The organism is Aestuariibaculum suncheonense, from assembly GCF_014596935.1.
Classification (GTDB): domain Bacteria; phylum Bacteroidota; class Bacteroidia; order Flavobacteriales; family Flavobacteriaceae; genus Aestuariibaculum; species Aestuariibaculum suncheonense.
The window spans coordinates 472,191-499,180 of the sequence record NZ_JACVXC010000001.1; the positions used below are offsets into that span (position 1 = coordinate 472,191).

Annotated in this window: 22 protein-coding genes; 20 read left to right on the top strand and 2 right to left on the bottom strand. The window is 36.6% G+C overall.

Annotated features, from left to right (window positions below; all coding sequences use genetic code 11):
* The first annotated feature begins 2 nt into the window (after nt 1-2).
* The 13 genes from ICJ84_RS02035 to ICJ84_RS02095 all read left to right on the top strand — a co-directional run bounded on the left by ICJ84_RS02035 (nt 3) and on the right by ICJ84_RS02095 (nt 15,635).
* Nucleotides 3-794: an SDR family oxidoreductase gene (locus ICJ84_RS02035; protein WP_188214692.1), complete on the top strand. Its 792-nt coding sequence runs from the start codon at nt 3-5 to the stop codon at nt 792-794.
* A 23-nt stretch (nt 795-817) separates the two neighbouring features.
* Nucleotides 818-1,153, top strand: a complete 336-nt coding sequence (locus tag ICJ84_RS02040) for an L-rhamnose mutarotase (RefSeq protein WP_188214693.1) — start codon at nt 818-820, stop codon at nt 1,151-1,153.
* A 231-nt stretch (nt 1,154-1,384) separates the two neighbouring features.
* Nucleotides 1,385-3,427, top strand: a complete 2,043-nt coding sequence (locus ICJ84_RS02045) for a transketolase family protein (RefSeq protein WP_188214694.1) — start codon at nt 1,385-1,387, stop codon at nt 3,425-3,427.
* A gap of 16 nt (nt 3,428-3,443) precedes the next feature.
* Nucleotides 3,444-4,100: a fructose-6-phosphate aldolase gene (gene fsa, locus ICJ84_RS02050; protein WP_188214695.1), complete on the top strand. Its 657-nt coding sequence runs from the start codon at nt 3,444-3,446 to the stop codon at nt 4,098-4,100.
* 17 nt (nt 4,101-4,117) lie between these two features.
* Complete coding sequence (locus ICJ84_RS02055) at nt 4,118-4,795, top strand: NUDIX hydrolase (RefSeq protein ID WP_188214696.1); 678 nt, start codon at nt 4,118-4,120, stop codon at nt 4,793-4,795.
* A 141-nt stretch (nt 4,796-4,936) separates the two neighbouring features.
* Complete coding sequence (locus ICJ84_RS02060; RefSeq protein WP_188214697.1) at nt 4,937-6,613, top strand: ribulokinase; 1,677 nt, start codon at nt 4,937-4,939, stop codon at nt 6,611-6,613.
* Between the two features lies 1 nt (nt 6,614).
* Entirely contained in the window at nt 6,615-7,322 is a 708-nt protein-coding gene (locus ICJ84_RS02065) for an L-ribulose-5-phosphate 4-epimerase (protein WP_317173656.1), read from the top strand.
* Nucleotides 7,323-7,356: 34 nt separating this feature from the next.
* Nucleotides 7,357-8,922 carry a solute:sodium symporter family transporter gene (locus ICJ84_RS02070; RefSeq protein WP_188214699.1) on the top strand — a complete coding sequence of 522 codons (1,566 nt, stop codon included), beginning with the start codon at nt 7,357-7,359 and terminating at the stop codon, nt 8,920-8,922.
* 29 nt (nt 8,923-8,951) lie between these two features.
* A complete protein-coding gene (araA, locus tag ICJ84_RS02075; RefSeq protein WP_188214700.1) occupies nt 8,952-10,457 on the top strand; it encodes an L-arabinose isomerase in 1,506 nt (501 codons plus the stop codon).
* Between the two features lie 204 nt (nt 10,458-10,661).
* Nucleotides 10,662-11,120 carry a peptide-methionine (R)-S-oxide reductase MsrB gene (gene msrB / locus ICJ84_RS02080; protein WP_188215419.1) on the top strand — a complete coding sequence of 153 codons (459 nt, stop codon included), beginning with the start codon at nt 10,662-10,664 and terminating at the stop codon, nt 11,118-11,120.
* Nucleotides 11,120-11,659 (top strand): peptide-methionine (S)-S-oxide reductase MsrA, encoded by a 540-nt coding sequence (gene msrA / locus ICJ84_RS02085; RefSeq protein WP_188214701.1) that lies wholly within the window; start codon nt 11,120-11,122, stop codon nt 11,657-11,659. Before msrB ends, msrA begins: the two co-directional genes overlap by 1 nt.
* Nucleotide 11,660: 1 nt before the next feature.
* Nucleotides 11,661-13,223 (top strand): protein adenylyltransferase SelO, encoded by a 1,563-nt coding sequence (locus tag ICJ84_RS02090; RefSeq protein ID WP_188214702.1) that lies wholly within the window; start codon nt 11,661-11,663, stop codon nt 13,221-13,223.
* 30 nt (nt 13,224-13,253) lie between these two features.
* Nucleotides 13,254-15,635 (top strand): GAF domain-containing protein, encoded by a 2,382-nt coding sequence (locus ICJ84_RS02095; RefSeq protein ID WP_188214703.1) that lies wholly within the window; start codon nt 13,254-13,256, stop codon nt 15,633-15,635.
* A 15-nt stretch (nt 15,636-15,650) separates the two neighbouring features.
* On the opposite strand, the gene ICJ84_RS02100 is transcribed toward ICJ84_RS02095, so the two are convergent.
* The gene (locus ICJ84_RS02100) at nt 15,651-16,838 is read right to left on the bottom strand and encodes a Pycsar system effector family protein (protein ID WP_188214704.1); all 1,188 of its coding nucleotides are present in this window, start codon (nt 16,836-16,838) and stop codon (nt 15,651-15,653) included.
* 148 nt (nt 16,839-16,986) lie between these two features.
* On the opposite strand from ICJ84_RS02100, the gene ICJ84_RS02105 reads away from it, so the two are divergent.
* A complete protein-coding gene (locus ICJ84_RS02105) occupies nt 16,987-20,694 on the top strand; it encodes a metallophosphoesterase (RefSeq protein WP_188214705.1) in 3,708 nt (1,235 codons plus the stop codon).
* A gap of 7 nt (nt 20,695-20,701) precedes the next feature.
* Here ICJ84_RS02105 and ICJ84_RS02110 read toward each other — a convergent pair whose 3' ends face one another.
* Nucleotides 20,702-21,514, bottom strand: a complete 813-nt coding sequence (locus tag ICJ84_RS02110) for a hypothetical protein (protein WP_188214706.1) — start codon at nt 21,512-21,514, stop codon at nt 20,702-20,704.
* 39 nt (nt 21,515-21,553) lie between these two features.
* On the opposite strand from ICJ84_RS02110, the gene ICJ84_RS02115 reads away from it, so the two are divergent.
* The 6 genes from ICJ84_RS02115 to ICJ84_RS02140 are packed head-to-tail and all read left to right on the top strand — an operon-like array spanning nt 21,554 to nt 26,984.
* Nucleotides 21,554-22,477 (top strand): acyl-CoA thioesterase, encoded by a 924-nt coding sequence (locus tag ICJ84_RS02115; protein ID WP_317173638.1) that lies wholly within the window; start codon nt 21,554-21,556, stop codon nt 22,475-22,477.
* Nucleotides 22,477-23,166, top strand: a complete 690-nt coding sequence (locus ICJ84_RS02120) for a glycerophosphodiester phosphodiesterase (RefSeq protein WP_188214707.1) — start codon at nt 22,477-22,479, stop codon at nt 23,164-23,166. Before ICJ84_RS02115 ends, ICJ84_RS02120 begins: the two co-directional genes overlap by 1 nt.
* The gene (locus tag ICJ84_RS02125; protein ID WP_188214708.1) at nt 23,163-24,374 is read left to right on the top strand and encodes a BaiN/RdsA family NAD(P)/FAD-dependent oxidoreductase; all 1,212 of its coding nucleotides are present in this window, start codon (nt 23,163-23,165) and stop codon (nt 24,372-24,374) included. Before ICJ84_RS02120 ends, ICJ84_RS02125 begins: the two co-directional genes overlap by 4 nt.
* Nucleotides 24,371-24,907: a DUF1697 domain-containing protein gene (locus ICJ84_RS02130; RefSeq protein WP_188214709.1), complete on the top strand. Its 537-nt coding sequence runs from the start codon at nt 24,371-24,373 to the stop codon at nt 24,905-24,907. The genes ICJ84_RS02125 and ICJ84_RS02130 overlap by 4 nt, the downstream gene beginning before the upstream one ends.
* Nucleotides 24,908-24,910: 3 nt before the next feature.
* Nucleotides 24,911-25,996 (top strand): diphosphomevalonate/mevalonate 3,5-bisphosphate decarboxylase family protein, encoded by a 1,086-nt coding sequence (locus ICJ84_RS02135; protein WP_188214710.1) that lies wholly within the window; start codon nt 24,911-24,913, stop codon nt 25,994-25,996.
* A gap of 58 nt (nt 25,997-26,054) precedes the next feature.
* Nucleotides 26,055-26,984, top strand: a complete 930-nt coding sequence (locus ICJ84_RS02140) for a mevalonate kinase family protein (RefSeq protein WP_188214711.1) — start codon at nt 26,055-26,057, stop codon at nt 26,982-26,984.
* Nucleotides 26,985-26,990: the final 6 nt, after the last annotated feature.

Consider the following 26,990-nt stretch of genomic DNA (forward strand, 5'->3'; position numbering starts at 1 on the left):
ACATGGACTTACATTTAAAAGATAAAGTAGTTGTGGTAACTGGTGCTGCCGGGGTAAAAGGGAGTATTGGTGAAACTATTGTTCAACGTTTAGCTGATGAAGGCGCAATACCTGTGGTTGTTTGTAGAAACGATCGTGGTTATGCTTACGAAAAGGAATTACAGGAACGCGGGATCGATTCTATTTTTGTGAAAACTGATTTAACCGATCCTGTTCAAATTGAAGCGGCGGTAAAAACCATTGCTGAAAAGTATGGTCGTATAGATGCTTTAATTAATAATGTTGGGGTTAATGATGGAGCAGGGCTAGATGCCTCAATTGATGATTTTATGTGGTCACTTAAATTGAATTTGGTAAGCTTCTTCGCCATGACAAAATATTGCTTACCATATATTAAAGCTTCCAAAGGAAACATTTTAAATATAGGATCTAAAGTAGGTATGACAGGTCAAGGTGGAACATCAGGGTATGCAGCTTCAAAAGGAGGTGTGCTTGGTTTAACACGTGAGTGGGCAGTCGATTTAATTAAAGAAGGTATTCGTGTAAATGCCATTATTATTGCAGAAAGCTGGACACCTGCTTACGATACTTGGATTAAAACTCTTGAAAACGGAGAGGAAAAATTACAGTCTATAGTTAAAAAGATTCCTTTAGAACATCGAATGACAACACCCGAAGAAATTGCAGATACTTGTTTATTTACAATTTCAGATCGTTCGTCTCATACAACGGGACAATTCATTTTTGTTGATGGTGGTTATGTGCATTTGGATCGTTCCTTGTTGACAGAATAATTTTAATCTTTTAAAATTTATTTATGGGATTAACAAGATATTGTTTAGCTTGTGACTTAAAGGATAATCCGGAATTAATTGCCGAATACATACAACTACATCAAAAGGTTTGGCCAGAAATCTTAGAAAGTATAAAGGAATCTGGAATAGAAGACATGGAAATCTTTAACATTGGTAATAGGTTGTTCATGATTATGGAAGTAAATGATACATTTTCTTTCGAAAGGAAAACCGAAATGGATGCTAACAATCCAAAAGTTCAGGAATGGGAAAATTTTATGTGGAAATTTCAACAAGAATTACCTATGGCTCGACCTGGGGAAAAATGGATTCTTCTCGATAGTATTTTCAGGCTTTGACAGCATTATTGGATTAAAAAGTTTCAAATAAAATTTTAGTTTTTTTAAATAGTCTTTGAAAAATTTACAAGTGTTTATTGTACACTTGTAAAATAATGTTATATATTTGTGAATATCACAAGACTAATGCATTTAAAATAGGCTCGGGTAAAATGTTTTTATATTTTTGCAAAATTATTTTAAATGCGTTCAACATACTAAAACGTTGACTATTAAATTAACTAAATTAAAATGAACAAAAAATTAGATCAGCAGGCAGCAGATAATATTAGGGCATTGGCTGTAGCGATGGTAGAAAAAGCAAATTCAGGACACCCTGGAGGGCCAATGGGAGGTGCAGATTTTATGCACATTCTTTACTCAGAGTTCTTTAACTTCGATCCAACCGATATGGAGTGGCCGTTTAGAGACCGCTTTTTCATGGATGCAGGGCACTTATCTACATTAATGTATGCTCAGTATTATCTATTAGGGAATTATGCAAAGGATGATGTAGCTAATTTTAGACAATGGGGTTCTATTACACCGGGTCACCCAGAAGTAGATGTTAAAAGAGGTATTGAAAATACGTCTGGTCCACTAGGTCAGGGACACACTATGGGAGTTGGAGCTGCAATCGCTGCTAAATTTTTACAGGCGCGTTTTGGAGATTGGATGAATCACAAAATCTACGGATTCATTTCAGATGGAGGTATTCAGGAAGAGATCTCTCAAGGAGCTGGTCGTATTGCTGGACACTTAGGATTAAGCAATTTCATTATGTTCTTCGATTCTAACGATATCCAGTTGTCAACATCTACAGATGAGGTAACTACCGAAGATACAGCAATGAAGTATGAGTCTTGGGGATGGAAAGTTGTTACAATCGACGGGCATAATCACGACGAAATTCGTAAAGCATTACAAGATGCAAACAACGAAACTGAAAAACCAACCTTAATTATCGGTAAAACGATTATGGGTAAAGGATGTGTAACTGCCGATGGTAGTATGTTCGAAGGACACTGTGAATTACACGGTCAACCAATCGGACACACAGGAGCAGATTACGCTAAAACAATGGAAAACCTAGGTGCTAATACAGAAAATCCGTTTGATATTTATCCGGAAGTAGAAGCATTCTACAAAGATATTCTTGCTCAAAAAACAGCACAGGCCGCGGAGAAAAAAGCTGAAATTAACGCTTGGAGATCTGAAAATCCTGCATTAGCTGATAAAATGGATTTCTTCTTCTCAGGTCAGTTACCAGAATTAGATTTCTCTGCTATCGAGCAAAAGCCAGGAGTAGCTTCACGTGTTGCTTCTTCAACAGTTTTAGGTTACTTAGCTGAGAATGTTGAAAACATGATAGTATCATCTGCCGATTTATCGAATTCAGATAAAACTGATGGTTTCTTAAAAAAATCACACGCACTTAAGAAAGGGGATTTCTCAGGAGGATTCTTACAAGCGGGTGTTGCTGAGTTAACTATGGCTTCTATCGCTAACGGTATTGCATTACACGGAGGTATTATTCCGGTGGTTGCAACCTTCTTCGTGTTCTCAGATTATATGAAACCTGCGATTCGTTTAAGTGGTATTCAAGAATTACCAGTTAAGTATGTTTGGACACACGATGCTTTCCGTGTAGGAGAAGATGGTCCAACACACCAGCCAATCGAGCAGGAAGCTCAAATTCGTTTATTAGAAAAGCTTAAAAACCACAGCGGAAAACCAAGTTTCTTAGCCTTACGTCCTGCTGATGCTGCAGAGACTTCAGTTGCTTGGAAAATGGCTTTAGAAAATACCTCTACCCCTTCAGGTTTAATCTTATCTAGACAAAATATTAAAGATGTCCCTGCGCAAGGCGATTCAAGATATAACGAAGCTTTAGCTGCTGAAAAAGGTGGTTATTTAGTGAAAGAAGTTGAAAATCCAGACGTGGTGTTAATCGCCAACGGATCGGAAGTATCAACTTTAGTTGAAGCTGCTGAAATTTTGGAAAAAGAAAACGGATTGAAAGTGAATATTGCTTCAGTAATCTCAGAAGGTGTATTCAGATTACAACCTAAAGACTACCAAAACAGCGTGATTCCTAAAAACAAACCATTATTTGGTTTAACAGCTGGTTTGCCAGTAAACTTAGAAGGTTTAGTTGGTGATGCTGGTAAAGTATTCGGATTAGATCACTTCGGATATTCTGCGCCTGCAGGAGTTCTTGATGAGAAGTTCGGATTTACAGGGCCACAAGTAAGCCAACAGGTTTTAGAGTATTTAAAAGCATATAACAACTAATAAAATAGGATATAAAATGAAATTTTTTATTGATACAGCGAACCTAGACGAAATTGCAGAAGCACAAGCTTTAGGAGTATTAGATGGTGTAACAACTAACCCATCTTTAATGGCGAAGGAAGGAATTACCGGTGAAGCAAATATTTTAGCGCACTATCAAAAGATATGTGAAATCGTTGATGGTGATGTTAGTGCAGAAGTAATTTCTACAGACTTTGAAGGTATGGTAAAAGAAGGAGAGGCTTTAGCTGCACTTCACCCACAAATCGTGGTTAAATTACCTTTAATTGCTGATGGTATTAAAGCATGTAAATATTTCTCAGATAAAGGTATCAGAACCAATGTAACCTTAGTATTCTCTGCTGGTCAAGCATTATTGGCTGCTAAAGCTGGAGCAACTTATGTGTCTCCGTTCTTAGGTCGTTTAGATGATATTTCAACTGACGGTTTAAACCTTATTGCTGAAATAAGACAGATTTATGATAACTACGCTTTCGAAACACAAATTTTATCAGCTTCAATTCGTCACACCATGCACGTAATTGATTGTGCTAAAATTGGTAGTGATGTGATGACAGGACCTTTATCTTCTATTACTGGATTATTAAAACACCCATTAACAGATATCGGTTTAGCGAAGTTCTTAGAAGATTATAAAAAGGGAAATCAATAATTTTAGACTAATTTGTTGTGAATAAGACATCGGAACAAAAACAACAAATTAAGCTAGCTGTTGATTGTATCATTTTCGGGTTCAATAATAACAGACTGGAATTACTTTTAATTCACAGAGGTTTTGAACCCGAAAAGGGTAAATGGTCTTTAATTGGTGGTTTCGTTGGTAACGATGAAGATCTAGATGATGCCGCTAATAGAGTTCTGTATGATTTATCTGGTTTAGAGAACATTTATATGGAACAGGTAAGAACTTTTGGTAAAGCAGATAGAGATTCTTCTGGGCGAGTGGTATCAACAACCTACAGTGCAATGATTTTAAAGTCAGAGTACAACGAAGAGCGTGTTGGTAAATACGATGCCAAGTGGTTTCCTTTAGATGAATTGCCAGAGCTTATTTTCGACCATGATGAAATGGTAGGTTCTGCAGTTCGACGACTACGACGTCGTGTTAGAAACTTCCCGATAGCGTTTAATTTATTACCGGCTAAGTTTACTCTGCCACAGTTGCAAATGTTGTACGAGGGCATTTTAAGTGAAACCTTAGATAAACGAAACTTTAGAAGGAAAGTATCTCAAATGAACTACTTAGTTAGATTAGAAGAAAAGGACATGTCTGAATCCAGAAAGGGCGCTTATTTCTATACTTTTGACGAAGAACTTTATAAAAAGGAATTGAATTTCAATTTATAACTACAGAAAAAATAACTTTAACGAGTTATTTTTTTTGACTTAATTTTTACAAGTGTGAGTGTTACACTTGTAAAATAAATGTTATATTGCAACACTAATTTCTTAAAAAAGAAGAAAAATTAAAATTGATATATTCATATTATGAATAACGTAAAATACACCATTGGAATGGACTTCGGGTCAGACTCGGTAAGAGCGTTAATTGTTAACACGGCTACTGGGGAGGAAATGGCTACAGCAGTTCATTACTATGTGCGATGGAAAGAAGGTAAATATTGTAATCCATCGGAAAGTAAATTTAGACAACACCCTTTAGATTATGTTGAAGGTATAGAGGCTACCATTAAATCGGTAGTGTCGCAGGTGAGTAAAGAGGTTGTTGATAATATTGTTGGTATCGGTGTTGATACCACCGGGTCTACGCCTGTTGCTGTTGACAAAACAGGAACACCTTTAGCCTTGTTGGAAGGTTTTGAAGAAAACCCAAATGCAATGTTTGTGTTATGGAAAGACCACACCGGAATTAAAGAAGCAGACGAAATTAATGCGCTTTGTGCAAAATGGGATATCGATTATACTAAGTACGAAGGTGGAATTTATTCTTCAGAGTGGTTCTGGTCAAAAATATTACACGTTTCAAGAGCTGATAAATCGGTGCAGGAAGCAGCTTACTCTTGGGTAGAGCACTGTGACTGGGTGCCGTTTTTATTAACAGGAGGAAACGATGTAAAACAAATGAAACGTAGTCGTTGTGCTGCAGGGCATAAAGCATTGTGGCATGAGTCATTTGGTGGTTTACCACCAAACGACTTCTTTGTTGCTTTAGATCCTGTTTTAGACGGATTAACTGATAGGTTGTTCAAAGAAACGTATACGTCTGATGTGTCTGTTGGAACGCTTTCAGAGGAGTGGGCAACACGTTTAGGGCTGCCAGAAAATGTAGAAGTGGCTGTTGGAGCTTTCGATTGCCACATGGGTGCTGTTGGGGTTAATATTGAGCCGTATCACTTAACAAAAGTTATGGGTACTTCAACCTGTGATATTGTAGTAACACCAATGCAGGACGAAGAACATTTGGTGAAAGGTATTTGTGGACAAGTAGATGGTTCTGTAATTCCGGGTATGTTGGGGCTTGAGGCAGGTCAGTCGGCTTTTGGAGATATCTATGCCTGGTACGAGCGTTTAATCGCCTGGCCGATTAAAGAACTTATCGGAGGAACGAATTTAATTTCAGAAGACGTTAAAGCGCAATTAGTTGAAGAAGCTTTAGGAAATATTTTACCGAAATTAAGTGAGGCTGCGGCTAAGGAACCAATTGGTGCTTCAGGAGAGTTGGCTTTAGACTGGATGAACGGTAGAAGAACACCGGATGCGAATCAGAATTTAAAAGGAGTAATTTCAGGAATTAATTTGGGAAGTACGTCACCTAAAGTATTTAGAGCATTAGTGGAAGCATCCTGTTTTGGAGCTAAGAAAATCGCTGATCGTTTTATTGAAGAAGGTATCGCTATTAATGGTGTTATTGCTATTGGAGGCATATCTAAAAAATCAGATTTAGTCATGCAAATCATGGCTGACGTATTAGATGCGCCAATTAAAGTGGCGAAATCTGAACAGGCTTGTGCTTTAGGAGCTTCGATTTTTGGAGCAGTTGCAGCAGGTGTTCATGCCAATACAGAAGTAGCTATGGATGCTATGGCAAGTCCGTTTGAAAAAGTATATGAGCCTATCAAAGAAAATGTAGAGGCTTATAAAAGAGTATATAACGACTATAGTGAACTTTGCGTTGCTATGGAAAATCACATTATGAAAAAATAAGATTATGAGTAGTTATAAATCATTGAAAGAAGAAGCTTACGAAGCAAATATGCAGCTTCCTGAATTAGGTTTGGTACTTTTTACGTTTGGTAATGCCAGTGCTGTAGACCGCGATAAAGGCGTGTTTGCCATTAAACCAAGTGGTGTGCCGTATTCAGAATTAAAAGCTGAAGATATGGTGATTTGTGATTTCGATGCTAAGATTGTTGAAGGATCCATGCGTCCGTCTTCAGATACCAAAACACATGCGGTTTTATACAGAGAATGGGATAAAATAGGAGGTGTTGTTCATACGCACTCAACTTACGGAACAGCATGGGCGCAAGCTATCAATGATATTCCTATTTTCGGAACCACACACGCCGATCATCTAATTTCTGATATTCCTTGCGCACCGCCAATGAAAGATGAGTATATTGCGGGCGATTATGAGCACATGACCGGGTATCAAATTATAGATTGTATTAACGAACGTAATTTAGATTACAACGAAGTAGGTATGATACTCGTTGGTAATCACGCGCCGTTTACTTGGGGAGCTACAGCTGCAAAAGCAGTTTACAATAGCGCAGTTTGTGAGGAAGTAGCTAGAATGGCATACTTAACGTTACAAATTAACCCAAATGCAGCAATTTTAAAAGATGCATTAAAGAAGAAACATTTCGAGCGTAAACACGGAAAAGATGCATATTACGGTCAAGGGTGCTAGGGAGCAAATATTAACTAAAACTAAATAAACAATTATGAGTATTTTATCTTTTGTCGCTTTTACTTTGTTGGTTGCTGTAATTGCATGGTGGTCAACAAGAAAAACAGATGAGAATTCGTCTGATGGGTATTTCTTAGGGGGTAGAAGTCTTACAGGGCCAGTAATTGCTGGGTCTTTATTACTTACCAACTTATCAACAGAACAAATTGTGGGAATGAATGGAGTATCTTTTAGAGATGGTATTCCAATTATGGCTTACGAGGTTGTAGCAGCAATAGCTATGGTGTTTACAGCATTTGTTTTATTACCTAAATACCTTAAAAGTGGTATTGCAACCATTCCTCAGTTTTTAGAAAACCGTTATGGTAAAAGCACAAAAACAATAGTTTCATTATTATTCTTATTAGGATACGCCATTTCTATGCTTCCAACTGTATTATACTCTGGGGCATTAGCAATTAATACCATGTTCGATATTCCTGAAATGTTAGGCATGGAGCCAGAGCCAGCCTTATGGGTTACCGTTTGGGCTATTGGTATTATTGGTAGTATCTATGCGATTTTCGGGGGGTTAAAAGCGGTAGCGGTTTCCGATTCTATTAATGCAGTAGGTTTAATCATTGGAGGTTCGTTAATTCCTATTTTTGGTTTAATGAAAATTGGTGATGGCAATGTATTTCGTGGCTTAAAAACCTTAACAACAACCTTGCCTGAGAAATTTAATATTATTGGAGGTCCGGATTCTGATGTGCCATTTGCAACATTGTTTACAGGAATGTTAATCGTAAACTTCTACTATTGGGGAACGAACCAGGCTATTATTCAAAGAGCATTAGGGGCTAAAAACTTAAAAGAAGGACAAAAAGGTTTATTACTGGCTGCTTTCATTAAAATCTTAGGTCCATTTATTGTAGTACTTCCAGGTATCATTGCCTTCTATTTATTCAATGGTGATTTAGCTAATGCTGATGAGGCCTATCCAATGGTTGTAAAAGCGGTGTTGCCAGTAGCATTTATCGGATTTTTTGCAGCCGTACTTTTCGGTGCGATTTTAAGTTCATTCAATAGTGCCCTAAACAGTTCGGTAACTTTATTTGGTTTAGATTTCTACAAAGAATATATCAACCATGAAGCATCGGAAAGACAAGTGGTGAAAGCCGGTAAAATATTTGGTATCGTATTAGCTATATTCTCTATGGCTATTGCACCTTTATTATACGGTGTAGAAGGTGGAATCTTTACGTATTTACAAGAGTTAAACGGAACGCACAGTGTGCCGATTTTAGCAATCATTTTAGTTGGGATCTTTTCTAAGCGTGTATCTGCTAAAGCAGCAAATATTTCTATTTTATTTAGTGTGGTAACCTACTTAACAACCTTATATGTTATTAAGCCAGATATTAGTTTCTTACACTTAATGGGTATTCTGTTTGTATTAACAGTTATTATCATGTTTGTGGTAAGTTCAGTAGTACCAAGAGAAACAGATTACAATCAAGAGTATACAAAACAAGTCGATATTACGCCTTGGCAATATTTAAAACCAGTTGGTTTTGCTGTTGTAGCGGCTGTGGTAGCACTTTATATTTATCTTTCATAACAATTAACAAAAACTATTTTTTATAAATAATGATTAATTTTAAACAAGGTGAAGTTTGGTTTGTAACAGGTAGTCAACACCTTTACGGACCTGAAACCTTAAAACAGGTTGCCGAACATTCAAAAGAAATTGCAAATGCCTATACAGAAAATTCTGTGATTCCGGTAAATGTAGTTTTCAAGCCAACAGTTAAGACGGCAGATGAGATTCATGCGATTTGCAAGGCTGCAAATAACGATGATAACTGTATTGGTATTATTACTTGGATGCATACGTTCTCTCCGGCAAAAATGTGGATTGCAGGATTAACAGCTTTACAAAAACCATTTTTACACTTACATACGCAGTTCAATAGAGATATTCCTTGGGGAACTATCGATATGGACTTTATGAACTTAAACCAATCGGCACATGGTGGTCGTGAGTTCGGGTTCTTGGTGTCACGTTTACGTAAAAATCGTAAAGTGGTTGTTGGACATTGGAAAAACGAAAGGGTTATCAAACAAGTAGCAGACTGGTGTCGTGTAGCTAATGCTGTAGCAGATAGTCGCCGTATGAAAGTTGCTCGCTTTGGTGATAATATGCGTCAGGTTGCTGTAACCGATGGAAATAAAGTATCGGCTCAAATTAAATTTGGTTACGAAGTTAATGGTTACGGAATTGGTGACTTAGTTGATTTCGTTGATCAAATTACCGATGCACAAGTAGATCGTTTAGTTCAAGAGTATGACGATACTTATGTAATGGCTCAAAAGATTAAAGCCGATGGTGCTATGCGTCAATCGTTAAGAGATGCGGCGAAAATTGAGTTAGGTATGCGTGCTTTCTTAGAAAATGGAGGTTACTCTGCATTTACTGATACCTTTGAAGATTTACACGGTATGAAACAATTACCAGGTATCGCAACGCAGCGTTTAATGGCTAGTGGTTACGGTTTTGGTGGTGAAGGAGACTGGAAAACGTCTGCTTTAGTGCGTACTATGAAAGTTATGGGTGCTGGCTTAGAAGGTGGAAACAGTTTTATGGAAGATTACACATACCACTTCGATCCTGAAAATACTACTTGTTTAGGATCTCACATGTTAGAAATCTGTCCTACAATTGCTAAAGGCGATGTGTCTTGTGAAATTCATCCGTTAGGAATCGGAGGAAAAGAAGATCCTGTGCGTTTAGTATTTAACAGTGCAGCTGGTAAAGCTTTAAATGCCTCTGTAGTAGATATGGGTAACCGTTTTAGAATGTTAGTAAACAAAGTGGAAGCTGTTGAAATTAAAGACGATATGCCTAACTTACCGGTAGCTCGTGTACTTTGGGATGCGAAACCAGATTTACAAACGGCTGCTGCTGCTTGGATTCACGCTGGTGGTGCGCACCACACGTGTTATAGCCAGAATATTTCTGCAGAGTCTTTAGAAGATTACGCAGATATTATGGATATCGAATTCTTATTAATCGATGAGAAAACCGATTTATATAGATTTAAACAAGAGTTGCGTTGGAACGATGCAGCTTACGTAATAAACAAAGGATTCTAATTTTTTCGAATCTTTAAAGCGTTAAAAACCACTGAGAGTTTATTCTCAGTGGTTTTTTGTTTTTTATAGTTTAACATCTTGTTGAGAGAGAATGTTTTCTTTTATCACTAAATTGTATAGAGTGAATAGTTGAAAGGATTTCTATGTTCTATCGACTATTCTTTAACTTTGCTAAGAATTAATATAAAAGAAAGAAACAAGCCTATGTTGACTTGGAAAGACATAATAAATTTTGCGGTTAACGGTAATCCAGAACCAGATACTAGAATTGAAAAAACAGAAGAAGAATGGAAGGAGCAATTAACCCAGGAACAATTTCGAATTACGCGACATAAAGGAACGGAGGCACCACACACCGGAGCGTTGTGTTCTTCGTATGAAGAAGGTAAATATAATTGTATTTGCTGTGATACACCTTTGTTCGATTCGACTATAAAATTTAGTTCAGGTACAGGATGGCCTAGTTTTACACAGCCTATTAAACCCAATGCAGTGAAGTATGATAAGGATGTTTCATTCGGAATGGTTCGCGTAGAAATTATGTGTAATACCTGCGATGCGCATTTAGGTCATGTGTTCCCTGACGGACCAGAACCAAGCGGATTACGTTATTGCGTTAATTCGGAATCGTTAACATTACAAACCGTAGAAGAATCAAATTAATGGGAAATAAAGCATTACAATTAATGACTGTGGGTGGAGGTTGCTTCTGGTGTGTCGAAGCTGTTTTTACTGAAATAAACGGGGTTGAAAAAGTCGTGTCAGGTTATACTGGAGGGACAGCTCCAGGAAAGCCAACCTATAGAGAGGTATGTTCCGGATTAACAGGGCACGCCGAAGTGGTTCAAATAACATTTGATGCGAATGTGGTATCGTATGAAGATTTATTGCTTGTTTTTATGACAAGTCACGATCCAACGACGTTAAACCGACAAGGCGCCGATGTTGGAACGCAATATCGTTCGGTGATTTATTATCACAATGATCTCCAAAAGGAAATTGCGAATGTTGTCGTTGAAGAAATGGGGCCTTACTATTATAATTCTATTGTAACAGAAATAAGTCCGTTAGGTGTTTTTTATGAAGCTGAAGATTACCATCAAAATTACTACGCTAACAATCAAACACAAATGTATTGCAGCGCAGTAATAACTCCAAAATTGGCGAAGCTGAGAAAAATGCATGCCGAAAAATTAAAATAAAATGAAACTGAATATAGAAAATACATTCATAGATAGTTTGCCAGCCGATGCTGTTCAGGAAAATTCCAGGCGTCAGGTAGAACAAGCTTGTTATTCTTTTGTCAGGCCTAAACAAACGGCAAAACCCGAATTACTTCATATATCAGAGGATATGCTGGGTAATTTAGGTTTAACAAAAGCCGATAGCAAAAGCGGTATGTTTTTGAATGTGTTTACAGGAAATGAAGTGTATCAGGGTACAAAACCATACGCGATGTGTTATGGTGGACATCAGTTTGGCAATTGGGCAGGGCAATTAGGTGATGGTCGGGCGATCAATCTGTTTGAAGTTAATCATAACAATAAACGTTGGGTGGTTCAGTTAAAAGGCGCTGGTGAAACTCCCTATTCAAGAACGGCTGATGGTCTAGCTGTGTTGCGTTCTTCTATTCGTGAATATTTGTGTAGCGAAGCCATGCACTATTTGGGTGTGCGTACGACACGAGCCTTATCTTTGGCGTTATCTGGTGATCGGGTGCTTAGGGATATGCTGTATAATGGCAATGCAGCTTACGAAAAAGGAGCGATCGTAACTCGAGTAGCACCTAGTTTTTTGCGTTTTGGGAATTATGAAATTTTGGCTTCCCGACAAGATGTAAATAACTTAAAAAAACTGGTTGATTTTACTATTAAAGAACATTATCCCGAATTGGGTGAGCCGAGTAAAGAAGCCTATTTGGCGTTTTTTAAAGAAGTCACCAATCGTACGTTGGATATGATTATCCATTGGCAGCGTGTTGGTTTTGTTCACGGGGTTATGAATACCGATAATATGTCCATTTTAGGCTTAACAATAGATTATGGACCTTACGGTTGGCTTGAAGGTTTCGATTACGGTTGGACGCCTAATACAACCGACAGAGAACACCGACGTTATCGCTACGGAAATCAACCTAATATCGGACTTTGGAATTTATTTAAATTGGCAAATGCGCTATATCCGTTAATTGAAGAAGCAGAACCTTTGGAATCCATTTTAGATGCTTACAAAACAGATTTTGATAAAAAATCCTTAGAAATGATGCGTGCTAAACTCGGTTTAGAAACCGAAGATGTTTTTGATAGATCATTGATACAGGATTTGGAGGATAATTTGTTGCTTATTGAAACGGATATGACGATTTTCTTTAGAAATTTAAGTCAGTTTAAAAAGGAAGATTATTTAGAAGGCACTCAGATAGTTCAAGATGCCTTTTACGATACTAAAGAATTAACGGGTGAAGTGATTAATAAATGGCAGGCGTGGTTTCAACGTTATGCCGATAGATTAAGGCAGGAAAGTATTTCCGACGAAAGTCGAAAGAAAAAAATGAATACTTTCAATCCGAAGTATGTGCTTCGCAATTATATGGCACAATTGGCTATCGATGCTGCCGATAATGGCGATTACACTGTAATTGATGAATTGTTTCAGTTATTAAAACAGCCCTATGCCGAACAACCTGAAAAAGAAAAGTGGTTTGCAAAAAGACCAGAGTGGGCTAGGCACAAAGTTGGTTGTTCCATGTTATCCTGTAGCTCTTAATTTTGTAACTTTGCGGCACCTTTAAATACTATGATAGATATCAACCAAAATATACAATCGCCATTCGATATAAAAATTAGCTTCAATAAACTTATTGAGCATTATGAACGTTTGTCTAAAAACGAAAACGATTTTATAGCGGCCAAGGCTCGTAGGGTTTTAGAGGTACAACAACCTTGTCCGATTTTAAGAGATGGTTTTAGTGATCCTGTATATTTTGAAACCTATAAAAACGAAATCAAACTCATTTTACAGGATTCGTTCAGCGAAGTGTTAACCAATAACGAAATTAAAACGGCGTCTTTGCCTTTTCGTGATGTGGTGTTTAATACCTCGGCCCGATTCAGATCGATTATCGCAGAGGCAGGCGAAGGGTTTGAGTTGAAAATGAAGAATATGGCAGAGGATGATATCTATATCATGGCATGTGCCGTTGTTTTGAATACGTGTTACGGATTTAAACTTAATTTTAAACGTCCTATTTTATACGAAATACCAGATGCTCAAGGGGTAATGCGTTACTATAAAGTTGCTTATAATGCCGATTTTATAGAAATCATTCCAAGCGCCAATGCACCAAAAATTACTGAGAAAGATTTTAATGAATTAATCGATAATTTTAATGACATTGAATTGTGGAAAACTAAATTTCCACCAAAAAGTTATCTGTTTAAAGGTTTTGTGATTTCTAATATGTTTGATGTAACCGATGATCAGTCGATATCAAATATGAAGTCGACCTTCATAGCCGAGAACAAGACTCAAAGAAAGGAAAACATGGGGGATTTCCAGTCCATATTTCAGTCCTTATTTGGTATTAAAGACTTACAGGTTGGTTTTTCTATTTATAATAAAACCGAAGATAGTTTCGACTGTGTTCATGAGCAGGGTATACAGAGTTTTTTGTTGAACAATATTGAAGAATCACCTTGTAAAACGGTATTGTGTGAGGCTACTTATAAAGCTTTAATCAATAAAAATACATCTCATTCTATTTCAGATGTCGATAAGTATTACGAGATGTCTGAAGGCAAAGTCGCTCAGTTTAGAATATTAAAAGAACAGGGCATTAAAAGTGCAATTTTTGCGCCTATTTCGGATGAAAATGAACTGTTGGGTATTCTGGAAATTGTTTCAAAAACCCCTAAAATTTTAAATAGTGTTAATGCCAATAAACTGGCCGATGTGATGCCGTTTATTTTATCGGCTGTGAAGCGTTCTAAACGTGAATACGAAAACTTAATCGAGGCGATTATTCAGCAAGAATGTACTTCAATCCATCCAAGTGTTTCATGGAAGTTTGAAAATGCTGCACGTCAATTTTTAAAAGATAAACAAGAGTTGGGTAATAATGCAGTATTCAGTAAAATTAGTTTTGAAAATGTTTATCCACTTTTTGGACAAATAGACGTAAAGGGGTCTTCAGAAGTTAGAAATCTCGCAACCAAACGCGATTTAGAACTTCAGTTAACACTTGTGAATAGTATAATTCATGATGTTCTAGAGGAAGAAACATTGCCTATTTATGCTCAATTGAAATTTCAAATAGATAGCTATAGAAAACTACTTAAAGACGATTTTAAGGTAGATAGTGAGCAACAAATAGCTAATTTTTTAAAGCAGGAAATTGAGCCACTATTTAGGTTTTTTATGGTTAAAAAGGAAATGTATCGAGCGACTATTGAAGATTATTTTAGCAAGATAGACCCAAATTTAAATGTGGTTTACCATTATCGAAAAGACTTCGATAAAACCATTGCGCTTATCAATAAAAATATGGCCTCTGTGCTTGACGAAAAGCAGAAAGATGCCCAAGCTATGTATCCGCACTACTTTGAACGTTTTAAAACCGATGGAGTGGAGCATAATATGTACATTGGAGAAGCGATAACCAAAGAGGATAGTTTTAATTGCATTTATTTGTATAATTTAAGGTTGTGGCAATTGCAGGTTATGTGCGAAATGGAGAATGAGTACTATCAGAATCGTCATAAGTATCCGGTGTCGTTAGATGTGGCATCCATGATTTTGGTATTCAATCAGCCATTAACCATTAGTTTCAGAATGGATGAAAAGCAATTTGATGTTGATGGAACTTATAATGCGCGTTACGAAGTGGTTAAAAAGCGTGTGGATAAAGCGGTGATTAAAGGCACCGAACAACGGGTTACCGAAAAAGGAAAAATCACTATTATTTATTCGCAAAAAGAAGACGAAATCGAGTATTTAGAATACATTAAATTTCTTCAGCATAAAAAAGCACTTAACGATGATGTTGAAATTGTTGAGCTTGAAGATTTACAGGGTGTAACCGGGGTAAAAGCTATTCGTGTTGGTATTTTGTACCAACAAGAGGAAAACAATAAAGAGTTTTACACTTACGACGATTTAATGAAAACGATCAAAGCTTAGTGAAACAACAATTATTTAATTCATTAATTTAAAAGAAATCGCAAAAGCGAGTACCGAAACGATAATACCAATCATAAAGCAAGAGTAAGTTATACGCAAAATACGGTATTTGCGGTCAAGCACTTTTCCTAAAAAGTACAGGTCTTTGGTGAGAGCAGAGTAAAGGTAATCTTTGTCTTTTAAAAGCTCAGTAATCGCCCATTCAAACTCGTTTAATTCCATTTTATGAAAATTTCCAAAGAAGGCTAGGTTTACATTTTTGTTAGACACATCTTCTTTTGAAAACTGCCCACGTGTTACATTTGGTCGCGTTGCGATAATTGATAAAACCATTGAAATAACACTCGAAGTAGTGAAAATGGCGGTAGGAATAATTAAATAAGCGTTGCTCGGGTTATCTAACTTTGAAAACAAATTAGATAAAACCAACGAAATAATTATCGCGTTAACCGAAAGTAAAATATTGGCTTTTGTATCGGCTATGTCACTTAGTTTAATATGGTTTCTTAAAGCCACACGATAAAACGTTTGAATACCTCGTTCCGGGCTCTCACTTTTATATTGTGCTTTATATTTCGCTTTAAGTTTTTCTTTATTTAATTGCTCTTTAAGTTTTTTCTTTTGTTTAATCAGTTTGGCTAGGTTTTCTTCTTTTTGTTTTTGCCAGTTTTTTAAAGCGTAATCGGTGTAAAACTCGTGTTTTTTTGTAAGTACTTTAATGTTCTCATCAAGCCATTCTGAAGTTGAATGGTTTTTAATGCCTTGAATTTCAAGTTCTTTTCTTAAAAATTCGCTTGCTTCATCGAAATATGGTTTTCCAAAGTGAGATGAATCGGCATCTCGTATTATTTTTTCTAATTCGGTAGTTGGTGTACCTTCAAACTTGGTTGCCAGAATACAGTTGTTAATAGCATCAATAGTCGATTGATCTACCTTATTTTTGGTTAAAAATTCGGTTGCTATTTTCACACTTTCTTCTTCATGACCTGCCGTTGTTTTTGTGTATCCCGTGTCGTGAAGCAACGCTGCTAATTCAAGTATTTCAGCATCTTCAGGTTTAATATTAGAATGCTCGATAATTTCTCTTAAGCTTCTTAAAACACGTTCTGTGTGTGTAAGGTTATGGTATAGAAAGGTTTGATCTAATTGCGATTTAAACAAATTAAATACAAACGCTTCGGTGTTTTCTATTAATTGCGACATAAATACAATCGGGATTATATGGGTACAAATTACTAAATTTAACTAAAAGAGACACTATTTTAATTATCTTTAATGTACAGTGTTTTTGCGCAATTTATAACGTAATGCGGGTCTAATTTGTACCTTTATAATTTAAAAATAGCCTTTAATGAAGTTATACATTAAAACCATTTCAGTTTTAGCGAGTTTTACAATTTTAACAGCTTGTGCAACCAAAAAAGCGCAGTATAAAGTTGAGAGTTCAGGACAAGTAACCTTTCCCGATAAAGAAGTAGAAACAACGTTTTATTTAATTGGCGATGGTGGTTTGGTGTACGATAATGAAGCTTCAAACGGTATAAAAGCATTCCAAACGTTTATAAAAAATAAGCAAACAAAAGGAGATTACGTTCTGTTTTTAGGAGATAATATATATCCGGCTGGAATGCCTGAGAAAGAAGAAAAAGGAAGAGCAAAAGCCGAACAAAGTTTAAAAGTGCAATTACAATCTGTTGAAGGTTTTCAGGGAAAAGCTATTTTTATTCCTGGAAATCACGATTGGTACGCGAATCGATTGGTAGGGTTAAAAGAAGAGGAGAAGTTCATAGAAAATACCTTAGGAAAGGATTCCTTTTTACCCGAAAATGGTTGCCCGCTTGAAAGTATTGACGTAAGTGATAAAGTGCAATTAGTGATTGTCGATACACAGTGGTATTTGGAAAACTGGAACAAAAATCCAACTATAAATGACGATTGCGAAATTAAAACTGAAGAGCGTTTTTTTGATGAGTTAGAAGGTGAAATAAAAAAAGGACAAGGTAAAACGGTTGTGGTTGCGATGCATCATCCTATGTTTACTAACGGATCCCATGGTGGTCAGTTCGCTGCAGCCAAGCATTTGTTTCCAACTCAAAAACCTATTCCGCTTCCAGGTTTGGCATCATTAGTCGTACAACTTCGAGCCCAGGGCGGTGTGTCGCCACAAGATCGTTACAACAAGCGATATAACGAATTAATGCAGCGCATAGAAACCATGTCTGTAAACAACGGTAAAATTGTGTTTGTGTCCGGTCACGAGCATACTTTACAGTATATAGAGCATGAAGGAATAAAACAAATTGTTTCAGGAGCAGGTTCGAAAGATTCTTATGCGGCTTTAGGGGATGATGGATTGTTTTCTTACGGAAAACAAGGGTTTGCTGAATATACCGTTTATAAAGACGGAAGTTCCTTTGTGTCGTTTTACAGTGTAGAGAATGGGATGCCAAAATTATTATATCAAAAGGAAGTTTATGAATCGTATAAGCCATTCGATGTGTCAGATTTAGAAGAGCATTTTCCTCAAACGCTTGATGTGTCAATTTACAGTGATGAAGAAACCGATCGATCAAAATCGTTTGAAACTTTTTGGGGAAAGCATTACCGCGATTTGTACAGTACAAAAATTAAAGCTCGCGTAGCAACCTTAGATACCCTTTACGGTGGATTGGAAATTGTTAGAAAAGGTGGTGGACACCAAACACGTTCATTACGGTTGAAAACAAAAGATGGGCAGCAATTTAATATGCGAGCACTCCGAAAAAGCGCAACACAGTATTTACAAGCCGTGTTGTTTAAAGATATTTACATAGAAAACGATTTTAAACAAACCGAAGTAGAAGAACTTATTCTCGATTTTTACACAGCAGCACATCCCTATGTCTTTGAAATTATTCCGGAGCTTTCAAAAGCAGCAAAAGTATATCATACCGAGCCGGAGTTATATTATATTCCAAAACATAAATATTTAGGCGATTTTAATGATGAATATGGTGATGAGCTATATTTAATTGAAGAACGTCCTGAGGAAAATCAGGCATATAAGCAGAATTTTGGTTATGCTGATGATATTGAAAGTTCTCACGATATTATTGCCAAAATCCGAAAGGACGAAAAGTATAAAATTGATGAAGAAGCGTATATAAGAGCTCGGTTGTTTGATATGCTTATTGGTGACTGGGACAGACATCAGGATCAGTGGCGTTGGGCACAGTTTAATCAGGAAAATGGCGATAAGCTGTATCGACCAATTCCAAGAGATCGCGATCAGGCGTTTTCAAATTTCGATGGGGGTTTACTGACATTGCTTAAAAAAATCAGTAATCCGGTAAAACAGCTTCAGGTTTACGATGCAGAGTTAAAAGATATTAAATGGGTGAATAATGCAGGTATTCGATTAGATCGTGTGCTTATTCGGAATGCAAAAGAAGATTTGTGGTTAGAACAAGCTGAATTTCTTCAGAAGAATATCACCAATGAAGTCATAGAAAAAGCTTTTGAAAGTGTGCCGAACGAAGTGAAAAACGAACAACTTCAGGATATAAAATCTAAGCTCATTGGACGACGCGGAAATTTAAAGGATATCGCAGGTCGTTATTATAAGTATTTAAATGAGTTGGTTGTTATTACCGCAACCGATAAAGACGATTACATTGAAGTTCAGCGTACCGAAAAGGGAAAAACCCGAGTGGTAATTTCTAGAATTAAAAAGGGAGAAAAGGGAGAGGTTTTAGTTGATAGAACGTTTGATAGAGATATCACCAAAGAACTATGGATTTATGGTTTGGACGATAAAGATGTTTTTGAGGTTTCAGGTGATGGAAAACATGAAATCCTTACCCGATTAATCGGCGGACAAAATAACGATACTTATATCGTTAGAAATGGAAAAGGGATTAAAGTTTACGACCATAAGAGTAAGAAGAATACTGCAGAAGAAAATAAAGGCGCCGGAATCAATTTCACCGATATTTACAATCTGAATCTTTTCGACTTTGAAAAAGGCATCACCAAAACCAATTTGATTGCGCCGGGTATGGGGTATAATCCCGATGATGGTATGAAATTAGGCGTATCTTTTACCCGAACGACTAAAGGATTTAAACGCAATCCGTTTTCAACGCAACATCGTTTTCGAGGTGGGTATTATTTCGCTACCGAAGGTTATGATATTCGTTATAACGGAGAGTTTGCAAATGTATTTGGAGAATGGAACCTTGCTGTTGGAGGTGTATTTGCCAGTGAAAATTTTACAAACAATTTCTTTGGCTATGGTAACGAAACCAAGAATATTGATGATGATTTAGGTTTGGATTATAATCGTGTAAAAACCGGAATTTACGGATTTGATATTGGTTTGTTGAAAACTACAAATTACGGAAGTGCTTTTGGAACCAAATTAATGTTTGAAGGCATCGAAATACAGGATACTCCAAACCGATTTATCTCAGAATTTGAACCGTTAATAAATATTGATTTTTATGAGCGTCGTTTTTTTGTTGGTGCCGAAGTCAATTACAATTACAAGAGCTTCGATAAAAAATTAAATCCGTCGCGAGGCATGACCTTTTTAACAGAAGTAGGAGGGAAAACCGAACTTAAAGAATCGACGTTTACTTATGGCTACATCAATTCCAGTTTAGGGTTTTACAATGCGTTATCGGTGAATAAAAAATGGGTTTTAAAAACCGATGTTCGAACTCAGTTACGATTTGGAGATGATTTAATATTTTATCAGGCAGCGAATATTGGAGGCGAAAATGGATTTAGGGGGTACCGTACACAGCGGTTTACCGGAAGAAATTCGTTTATAGGTAGCGCCGATTTGCGTTACAGTTTCAAATCGTTTAAAACTGCATTCGTGCCCCTGCAAATCGGTGTGTTTGGAGGTGGCGATGTTGGTCGCGTATGGTTGCGAGGAGATGATTCCGATAAATGGCATAACGATTACGGTGGTGGTTTTTGGGTGGCAGCAGCCGAAACTGTTTCGGCCACTTTCAACCTGTTTAACGGCGAAGATGGCATGCGTTTTTCATTTGGCTTCGGAATGAAATTTTAGGTATTTCTTAATTGTTTAGTTTAAAACTATAAATATTGCTACCGAAATCGTCGTTGCTCTCATCGGTGATTAAAATGGTGTTATTGTCTATAAAGCAAACGCCTTCTTTTTGTGAATCGTGTTCAAAAGGAAGCTTTGTTAGTTTTCCATTGAAGAAATTATCATCGGTGAAATTGGTTAGCGTCCAGACTTTTTCATGGTTTAATAAAACGACGGTTTTGCCATCATCACTAATATCGGCGGATGTTATATGGTTATGTTTTCCGTTAAGGTTGAATTCCGAAAGAATTTCGGCAGTATGTTTTCCAATCACGTTTGGTACCTTAATTAGAATAGATTTTCCCGGTTCTTTACTAAACAAATAGAAGAAATCGTTGCGTAAAAAGAAGGCTTCAAAGTCTTTTGGGCTTTCGCCTTTGGGTAGTTTAAACCGAATCACTTCAGCGGTGGTTTCATCATCAATATTTTCAGGATTTGATATTTTTAGGATACTCAGCCATTTTCGGTTTTTATCATTATTACCAATATCACCAACATAAAGATTGCCTTCTTTGTCGGTAGTTAAATCCTCCCAATCCATATTATTGGCGTTCTTAATATCAATGTCTTTTACAATATAACCTTTGTCGTTTAATCCGTAAACATTGTTGCGATTTCCAGCATCTTCAATCACCCATATTAAATCGGAATTGGTAGTGATTTCATTACCCGAAACTTCTTTTAAGTCGTTTGGGATATCAGCAACAACATGTAATTTACCTGTATTGCAGGAAACAAGAAATATACAGATAATAAGGTAGTGTTGAATTTTTAAGGGCATAGACAATAATTTTTTGGCAAAATTAAGTATTTAAAAAATATGGTCGCCTTATTTTCATTTATTAGATTTATAGAATCATTAGAAATAGAGCGCATGACAACGGTTAATCAATTAATAGATCTAATAAAGCTAGGTAAAACGGGAGATACCATTTTTGTGGGGAATAGTGTGACTATTGGAAGTCCCCATGTGTTTGGTGGTCAGGTTTTAGCACAGGCTATAAATGCGGCAAGCAGAACCGATGTGAAGGATCGCATTTTACATTCGATGCATGCTTATTTTTTAGAAGCAGGCGATTTAACACAGCCTATTGTGTATAATGTGAGTATTGTTCGCGACGGCGGAAGTTTTTCTGTGCGTCGGGTAACCGCATCTCAAAATGGAAACACGATTTTTATTTTGTCGGCATCGTTTCATAAGGAAGAAGAAGGTTATAATCATCAAATCGATATGCCTGAAGGTATAAAGCAACCGGAAGAATTATTGAGTTGGACAGATATGTTGAATCAGTTTGGTGATGCCATTCCGTCACGAACTAAAAGTTTTATTGAGGTTGATCGTCCAATAGAGTTTAAACCTGTAGAAGTGGTGAATCCGTTTAACAAAGAGGATTTGCCGTCCTTCACACATGTGTGGTTCAAGTTGAATGGAGATACATCAACTTTAGATCACGCGACTAAGCAACAAATTCTAACCTATATTTCAGATTATAATATTCTGGCGGCGGCTATGAATCGACATGCCAGCAAAGCCCATTACGGTAATACGCAAACTGCAAGTTTAGACCACTCGATGTGGTATTTTCGTGATTTCGATTTCGATGATTGGATGTTGTATTCTATTGAGTCACCAAACACCTCGAGCGCTAGAGGTTTTGCGCGAGGTAATATTTTTACCCGTGAAGGGAAACTTGTGGCATCTGTAACTCAGGAAGGTTTAATGCGACCAATTAAAAAGAAGTAATGAATTATAAAGGGTTAAAAATGGGGCATCGTGGGGCTTTGGCATATGTGGCAGAAAATACCATCGAGTCGATACAAAAAGCATTGAGTTTTAATGTGGATGGTATAGAAATCGATGTGCATGAGTGTGCTTCGGGTGAGTTGGTTGTGTTTCATGATTTTACGTTAGATCGCATGACTAACGGTACCGGAGAAATAGGGAAACGTACGTTAAAAGAACTTAAAGCGCTCAATGTTGATGAGCATTATAAAATTCCAACGTTAGAAGAAGTCTTGAATTTGATTGACAAAGCCTGTTTATTGAATATTGAGTTAAAAGGAAAACATACTGCAACCAAAACTTGTGAGGTTATTGAAAGATATGTAAATGAAAACGGTTGGAGCTATTCCGATTTTATCGTGTCTAGTTTTCAACATCATGAACTGGAAGATGTTTATAAATTGAATAAAGAAATACCGTTAGCCGTTTTAACGAAAGCCAATGTTGCTGAGGCTATTGAATTTGCTGAAACCATTAATTCAAAAATTATTCATCCTAATTTTGCTTTATTAACTCGCGATAACGTTAATTTTGCCCAACAAAAAGGGTATAAAGTAAACACGTGGACGGTTAACGATGCAGAAACTATTGCCAGAATGAAAAGTTATGGCGTAGATGGTATCATTTCTGACTATCCAGATAGAATATGAAGCAATACGATGTTATTATAGTTGGTGGTGGTGCAGCTGGTTTTTTTGCGGCAATCAACATCGCAGAACAAAATCCGGAGTTAAAAGTCGTGATTCTAGAAAAGGCTAAAGATGGACTTCAAAAGGTGAAAATATCTGGTGGCGGACGTTGTAACGTAACCCACGCCGAGTTTATTCCACAGGAATTGATAAAGAATTATCCGCGAGGTGAAAAGGAACTTTTGGGGCCTTTCCATCAGTTTATGACAGGTGACACCATCGAGTGGTTCGAAAAACGCGGAGTGCCTTTAAAAATTGAAGACGACGGGCGCATGTTTCCGGAGTCGAATACTTCGCAAACTATTATAGATTGCTTCCTGAATGAAGCCAAAAAATATAGTGTTGAGGTGTTGTACAGTCAGAATGTTTCTGATATTCAATCTTCAGATGAAGGTTTTCATGTGCAAACCAAAGATAAAAATTTTCAGTGTAAAACCCTGTTAATCGCTACAGGAAGTAGTGTGAAATTTTGGAAGCTTCTCGAAAATTTAGGGCATACTATTTCTCAGCCTGTACCATCATTATTCACCTTTAATATTAGTGATAGCCGAATAAAAGATATTCCCGGAGTTGTGGTTTCGCATGTGGAAGTAACTGTGCTAGGAACCAATTTATATAGCGAAGGGCCATTATTAATAACACATTGGGGTATGAGTGCGCCTTCTATTTTAAAGCTGTCTGCTTTTGGTGCGGTAGAGCTGGCAAAACTGAATTATAAGTTTCAAATACAAATCAATTTTATCAGGCAGTCGTTTGAAGATTGTCTGGATGAATTAAAAGTATTTAAACAGGATTTAGCTAAGAAAACGGTGTTTAAGTCGACGCAATTCGATTTACCAAAACGCTTGTGGCATCAGTTGGTATTAGCGTCAAATATGGACGAACAAACCCGTTGGGCCGATTTAAATAAGCAGCAATTGGAAGCTTTGTCAGGTCAGTTAACAAAAGCGGTTTTCGATGTAGACGGTAAAAGTACCTTTAAAGACGAGTTTGTTACGGCTGGTGGAGTAGATTTAAAGGAAATCAATTTTAAAACCTTTGAAAGTAGATTTCATGAAAATCTGTTTTTTGCAGGAGAAGTATTGAATATTGATGCGGTGACGGGCGGATTTAACTTCCAGAATGCCTGGACAGGGGCTTATATAGCTTCAAAAGCTATTTCAAAATGATAACGTACATCGCATTACTTCGAGGAATAAACTTTAGCGGACAAAATAAAATTCCAATGGCCGAGTTAAGAGCTTCGCTAACTGAAGCAGGATTTAAAGGTGTTCAAACTTATATTCAAAGTGGTAATGTGGTTTTTAAAACGTCTTTAAAAGAAGAAAAGATAATTGCTGAACGTATTTCAAAAGCGATTTTTAAACAATTCGGTTTTGAGGTTTCCGTTTTGGTTAAAACACCTGAAGCTTTTAAAACAATTTTTGGGGCGAGTCCGTTTTCAGAAGAAGCATTAAAGAAAAGCTATTTCATGTTGTTGTTTGATAAGCCGAAAAGGGACTTGGTTGAAGGTCTTCTGCAATTAAATACTTCCGAAGAACAATTCAAAATCACAGATGATTGTATCTATTTTTATAGTGTAAACGGATATGGTAAAACCAAGTTTAATAATAATTTTTTCGAGCGTAAATTAAAGGTAATTGCCACAGCAAGAAATTACAATACTATGCTAAAGTTATTATCTTTGTCGGCAGAATATTAAGACATGACCGAAGCACAATTTATTCCTCAAGCATACACAAAAACATTAGATCAAGGTAAGGTAACCTGGGAATCGCCAAGTAATATTGCTTTGGTGAAATACTGGGGAAAGAAGAAGGATCAAATTCCGGAAAATCCATCTATTAGTTTTACTTTGAATAATTGTAAAACTATCACAACTTTAACTTACGCAAAAAAGGAAGACACCTCTGATTTTGATTTTGAAGTGTATTTAGATGGTGAAAAAAAGAATGATTTTAAACCGAAAATTGAAACGTTTTTTAAGCGAGTAGAAGCTTATCTGCCGTTTTTGAAAGATTATAAATTTGTTGTTGAAACCCGAAATACCTTTCCTCATAGTTCTGGGATTGCATCATCAGCAAGTGGTATGAGTGCGATGGCTTTGTGCTTAATGAGTATTGAAAAACAGTTGACTTCCGAAGAGCTTTCAGAAAAATATTTCAATCAAAAAGCCTCGTTTTTAGCTCGTTTGGGTTCAGGGAGTGCTTGTCGAAGTATTGAAGGAGACTTAATTGTTTGGGGAGCAAATGAAGTCGTTGAAGGAAGTAGTGATTTGTTCGGAGTAAAATATCCTTATGTGGTTCATGAGAACTTTAAAGAGTATCAGGACACGATTTTGTTGGTTGATAAGGGTGAAAAACAAGTAAGCAGTACGGTAGGGCATAACTTAATGTTTAATCATCCGTATGCACAAAACCGATTTGCTCAGGCGCATGATAATTTAGGAAAATTAAAGCCTGTTTTGGCGTCTGGAGATTTGGATGCGTTTATTAGTTTGATTGAAAGTGAAGCTTTAACGCTCCACGCCATGATGATGACCAGCATGCCGTATTTTATTTTGATGAAACCAAACACTTTAGAAATCATCAATAAAATCTGGGCGTTTAGAAAAGAGACAGGATTGCATATTGGATTTACTTTAGATGCTGGAGCGAATGTACACGTATTATATCCGAAGCAAGAATCAGAAGAAATCTTAGATTTTATTAAAAACGAGTTAGTTGTATATTGTCAAAACGAACAATATATTTGCGACCAGATAGGTTTTGGTGCAAAACAAGTGCAATAATATTCGTATATTTGCTTAAAATATTGGTTTTAAGCGTATAGCTAATTGAAGATAACTTATGAAAGGACCTCTTTTTTACTCGAAAATTTTACTTTTTGGTGAGTATGGTATCATCAAAGATTCTAAAGGATTATCCATTCCTTATAATTTTTATAACGGGGCTCTTAAAGTTTCAGAGAATCCTTCTGATGAGGCTATTCAATCCAATAAAAGCTTAAAGCGATTTGCCGATTATTTAGAAACCATAAATCCGGAGTTAGTAACGTTCGATATTACTGCTTTAAAGAAAGACGTTGAAGAAGGTATGTATTTCGATTCGTCTATTCCGCAAGGGTATGGCGTTGGAAGTAGTGGTGCTTTAGTTGCTGCAATTTATTACAATTACGCTCAGGAAAAAATCACGGTTTTAGAAAATTTAACCCGAGAGAAACTATTGCAATTAAAAACAATTTTCTCTGAAATGGAGTCGTTTTTTCATGGAAAATCATCAGGTTTAGATCCTTTAAACAGTTATTTAAGCATTCCAATTTTAATCAACTCAAAAGATAATATTGAAGCCACAGGGATTCCCTCTCAAAAATTAGATGGTAAAGGCGCTGTGTTTTTATTAGATAGTGGTATTGTTGGAGAAACCGCTCCAATGATTAGTATTTTTATGGAAAATATGAAGCAGGAAGGTTTCCGTAGTATGCTTAAAGATCAGTTTATAAAACATACCGATGCCTGTGTGGACGATTTTTTAAAAGGCGATATAAAGTCGCTATTTCAAAATACAAAGCAATTGTCTAAAGTAGTATTAAGCAACTTTAAGCCAATGATTCCAAAACAATTTCATGAACTTTGGAAAAAAGGATTAGAGACTAATGATTACTACTTGAAACTTTGTGGTTCAGGTGGTGGTGGCTATATTCTAGGATTTACCGAAGATATTGAAAAAGCCAAATCGGCCCTTTCTGATTACAAACTGGAAGTGGTTTACAATTTCTAAAATTTC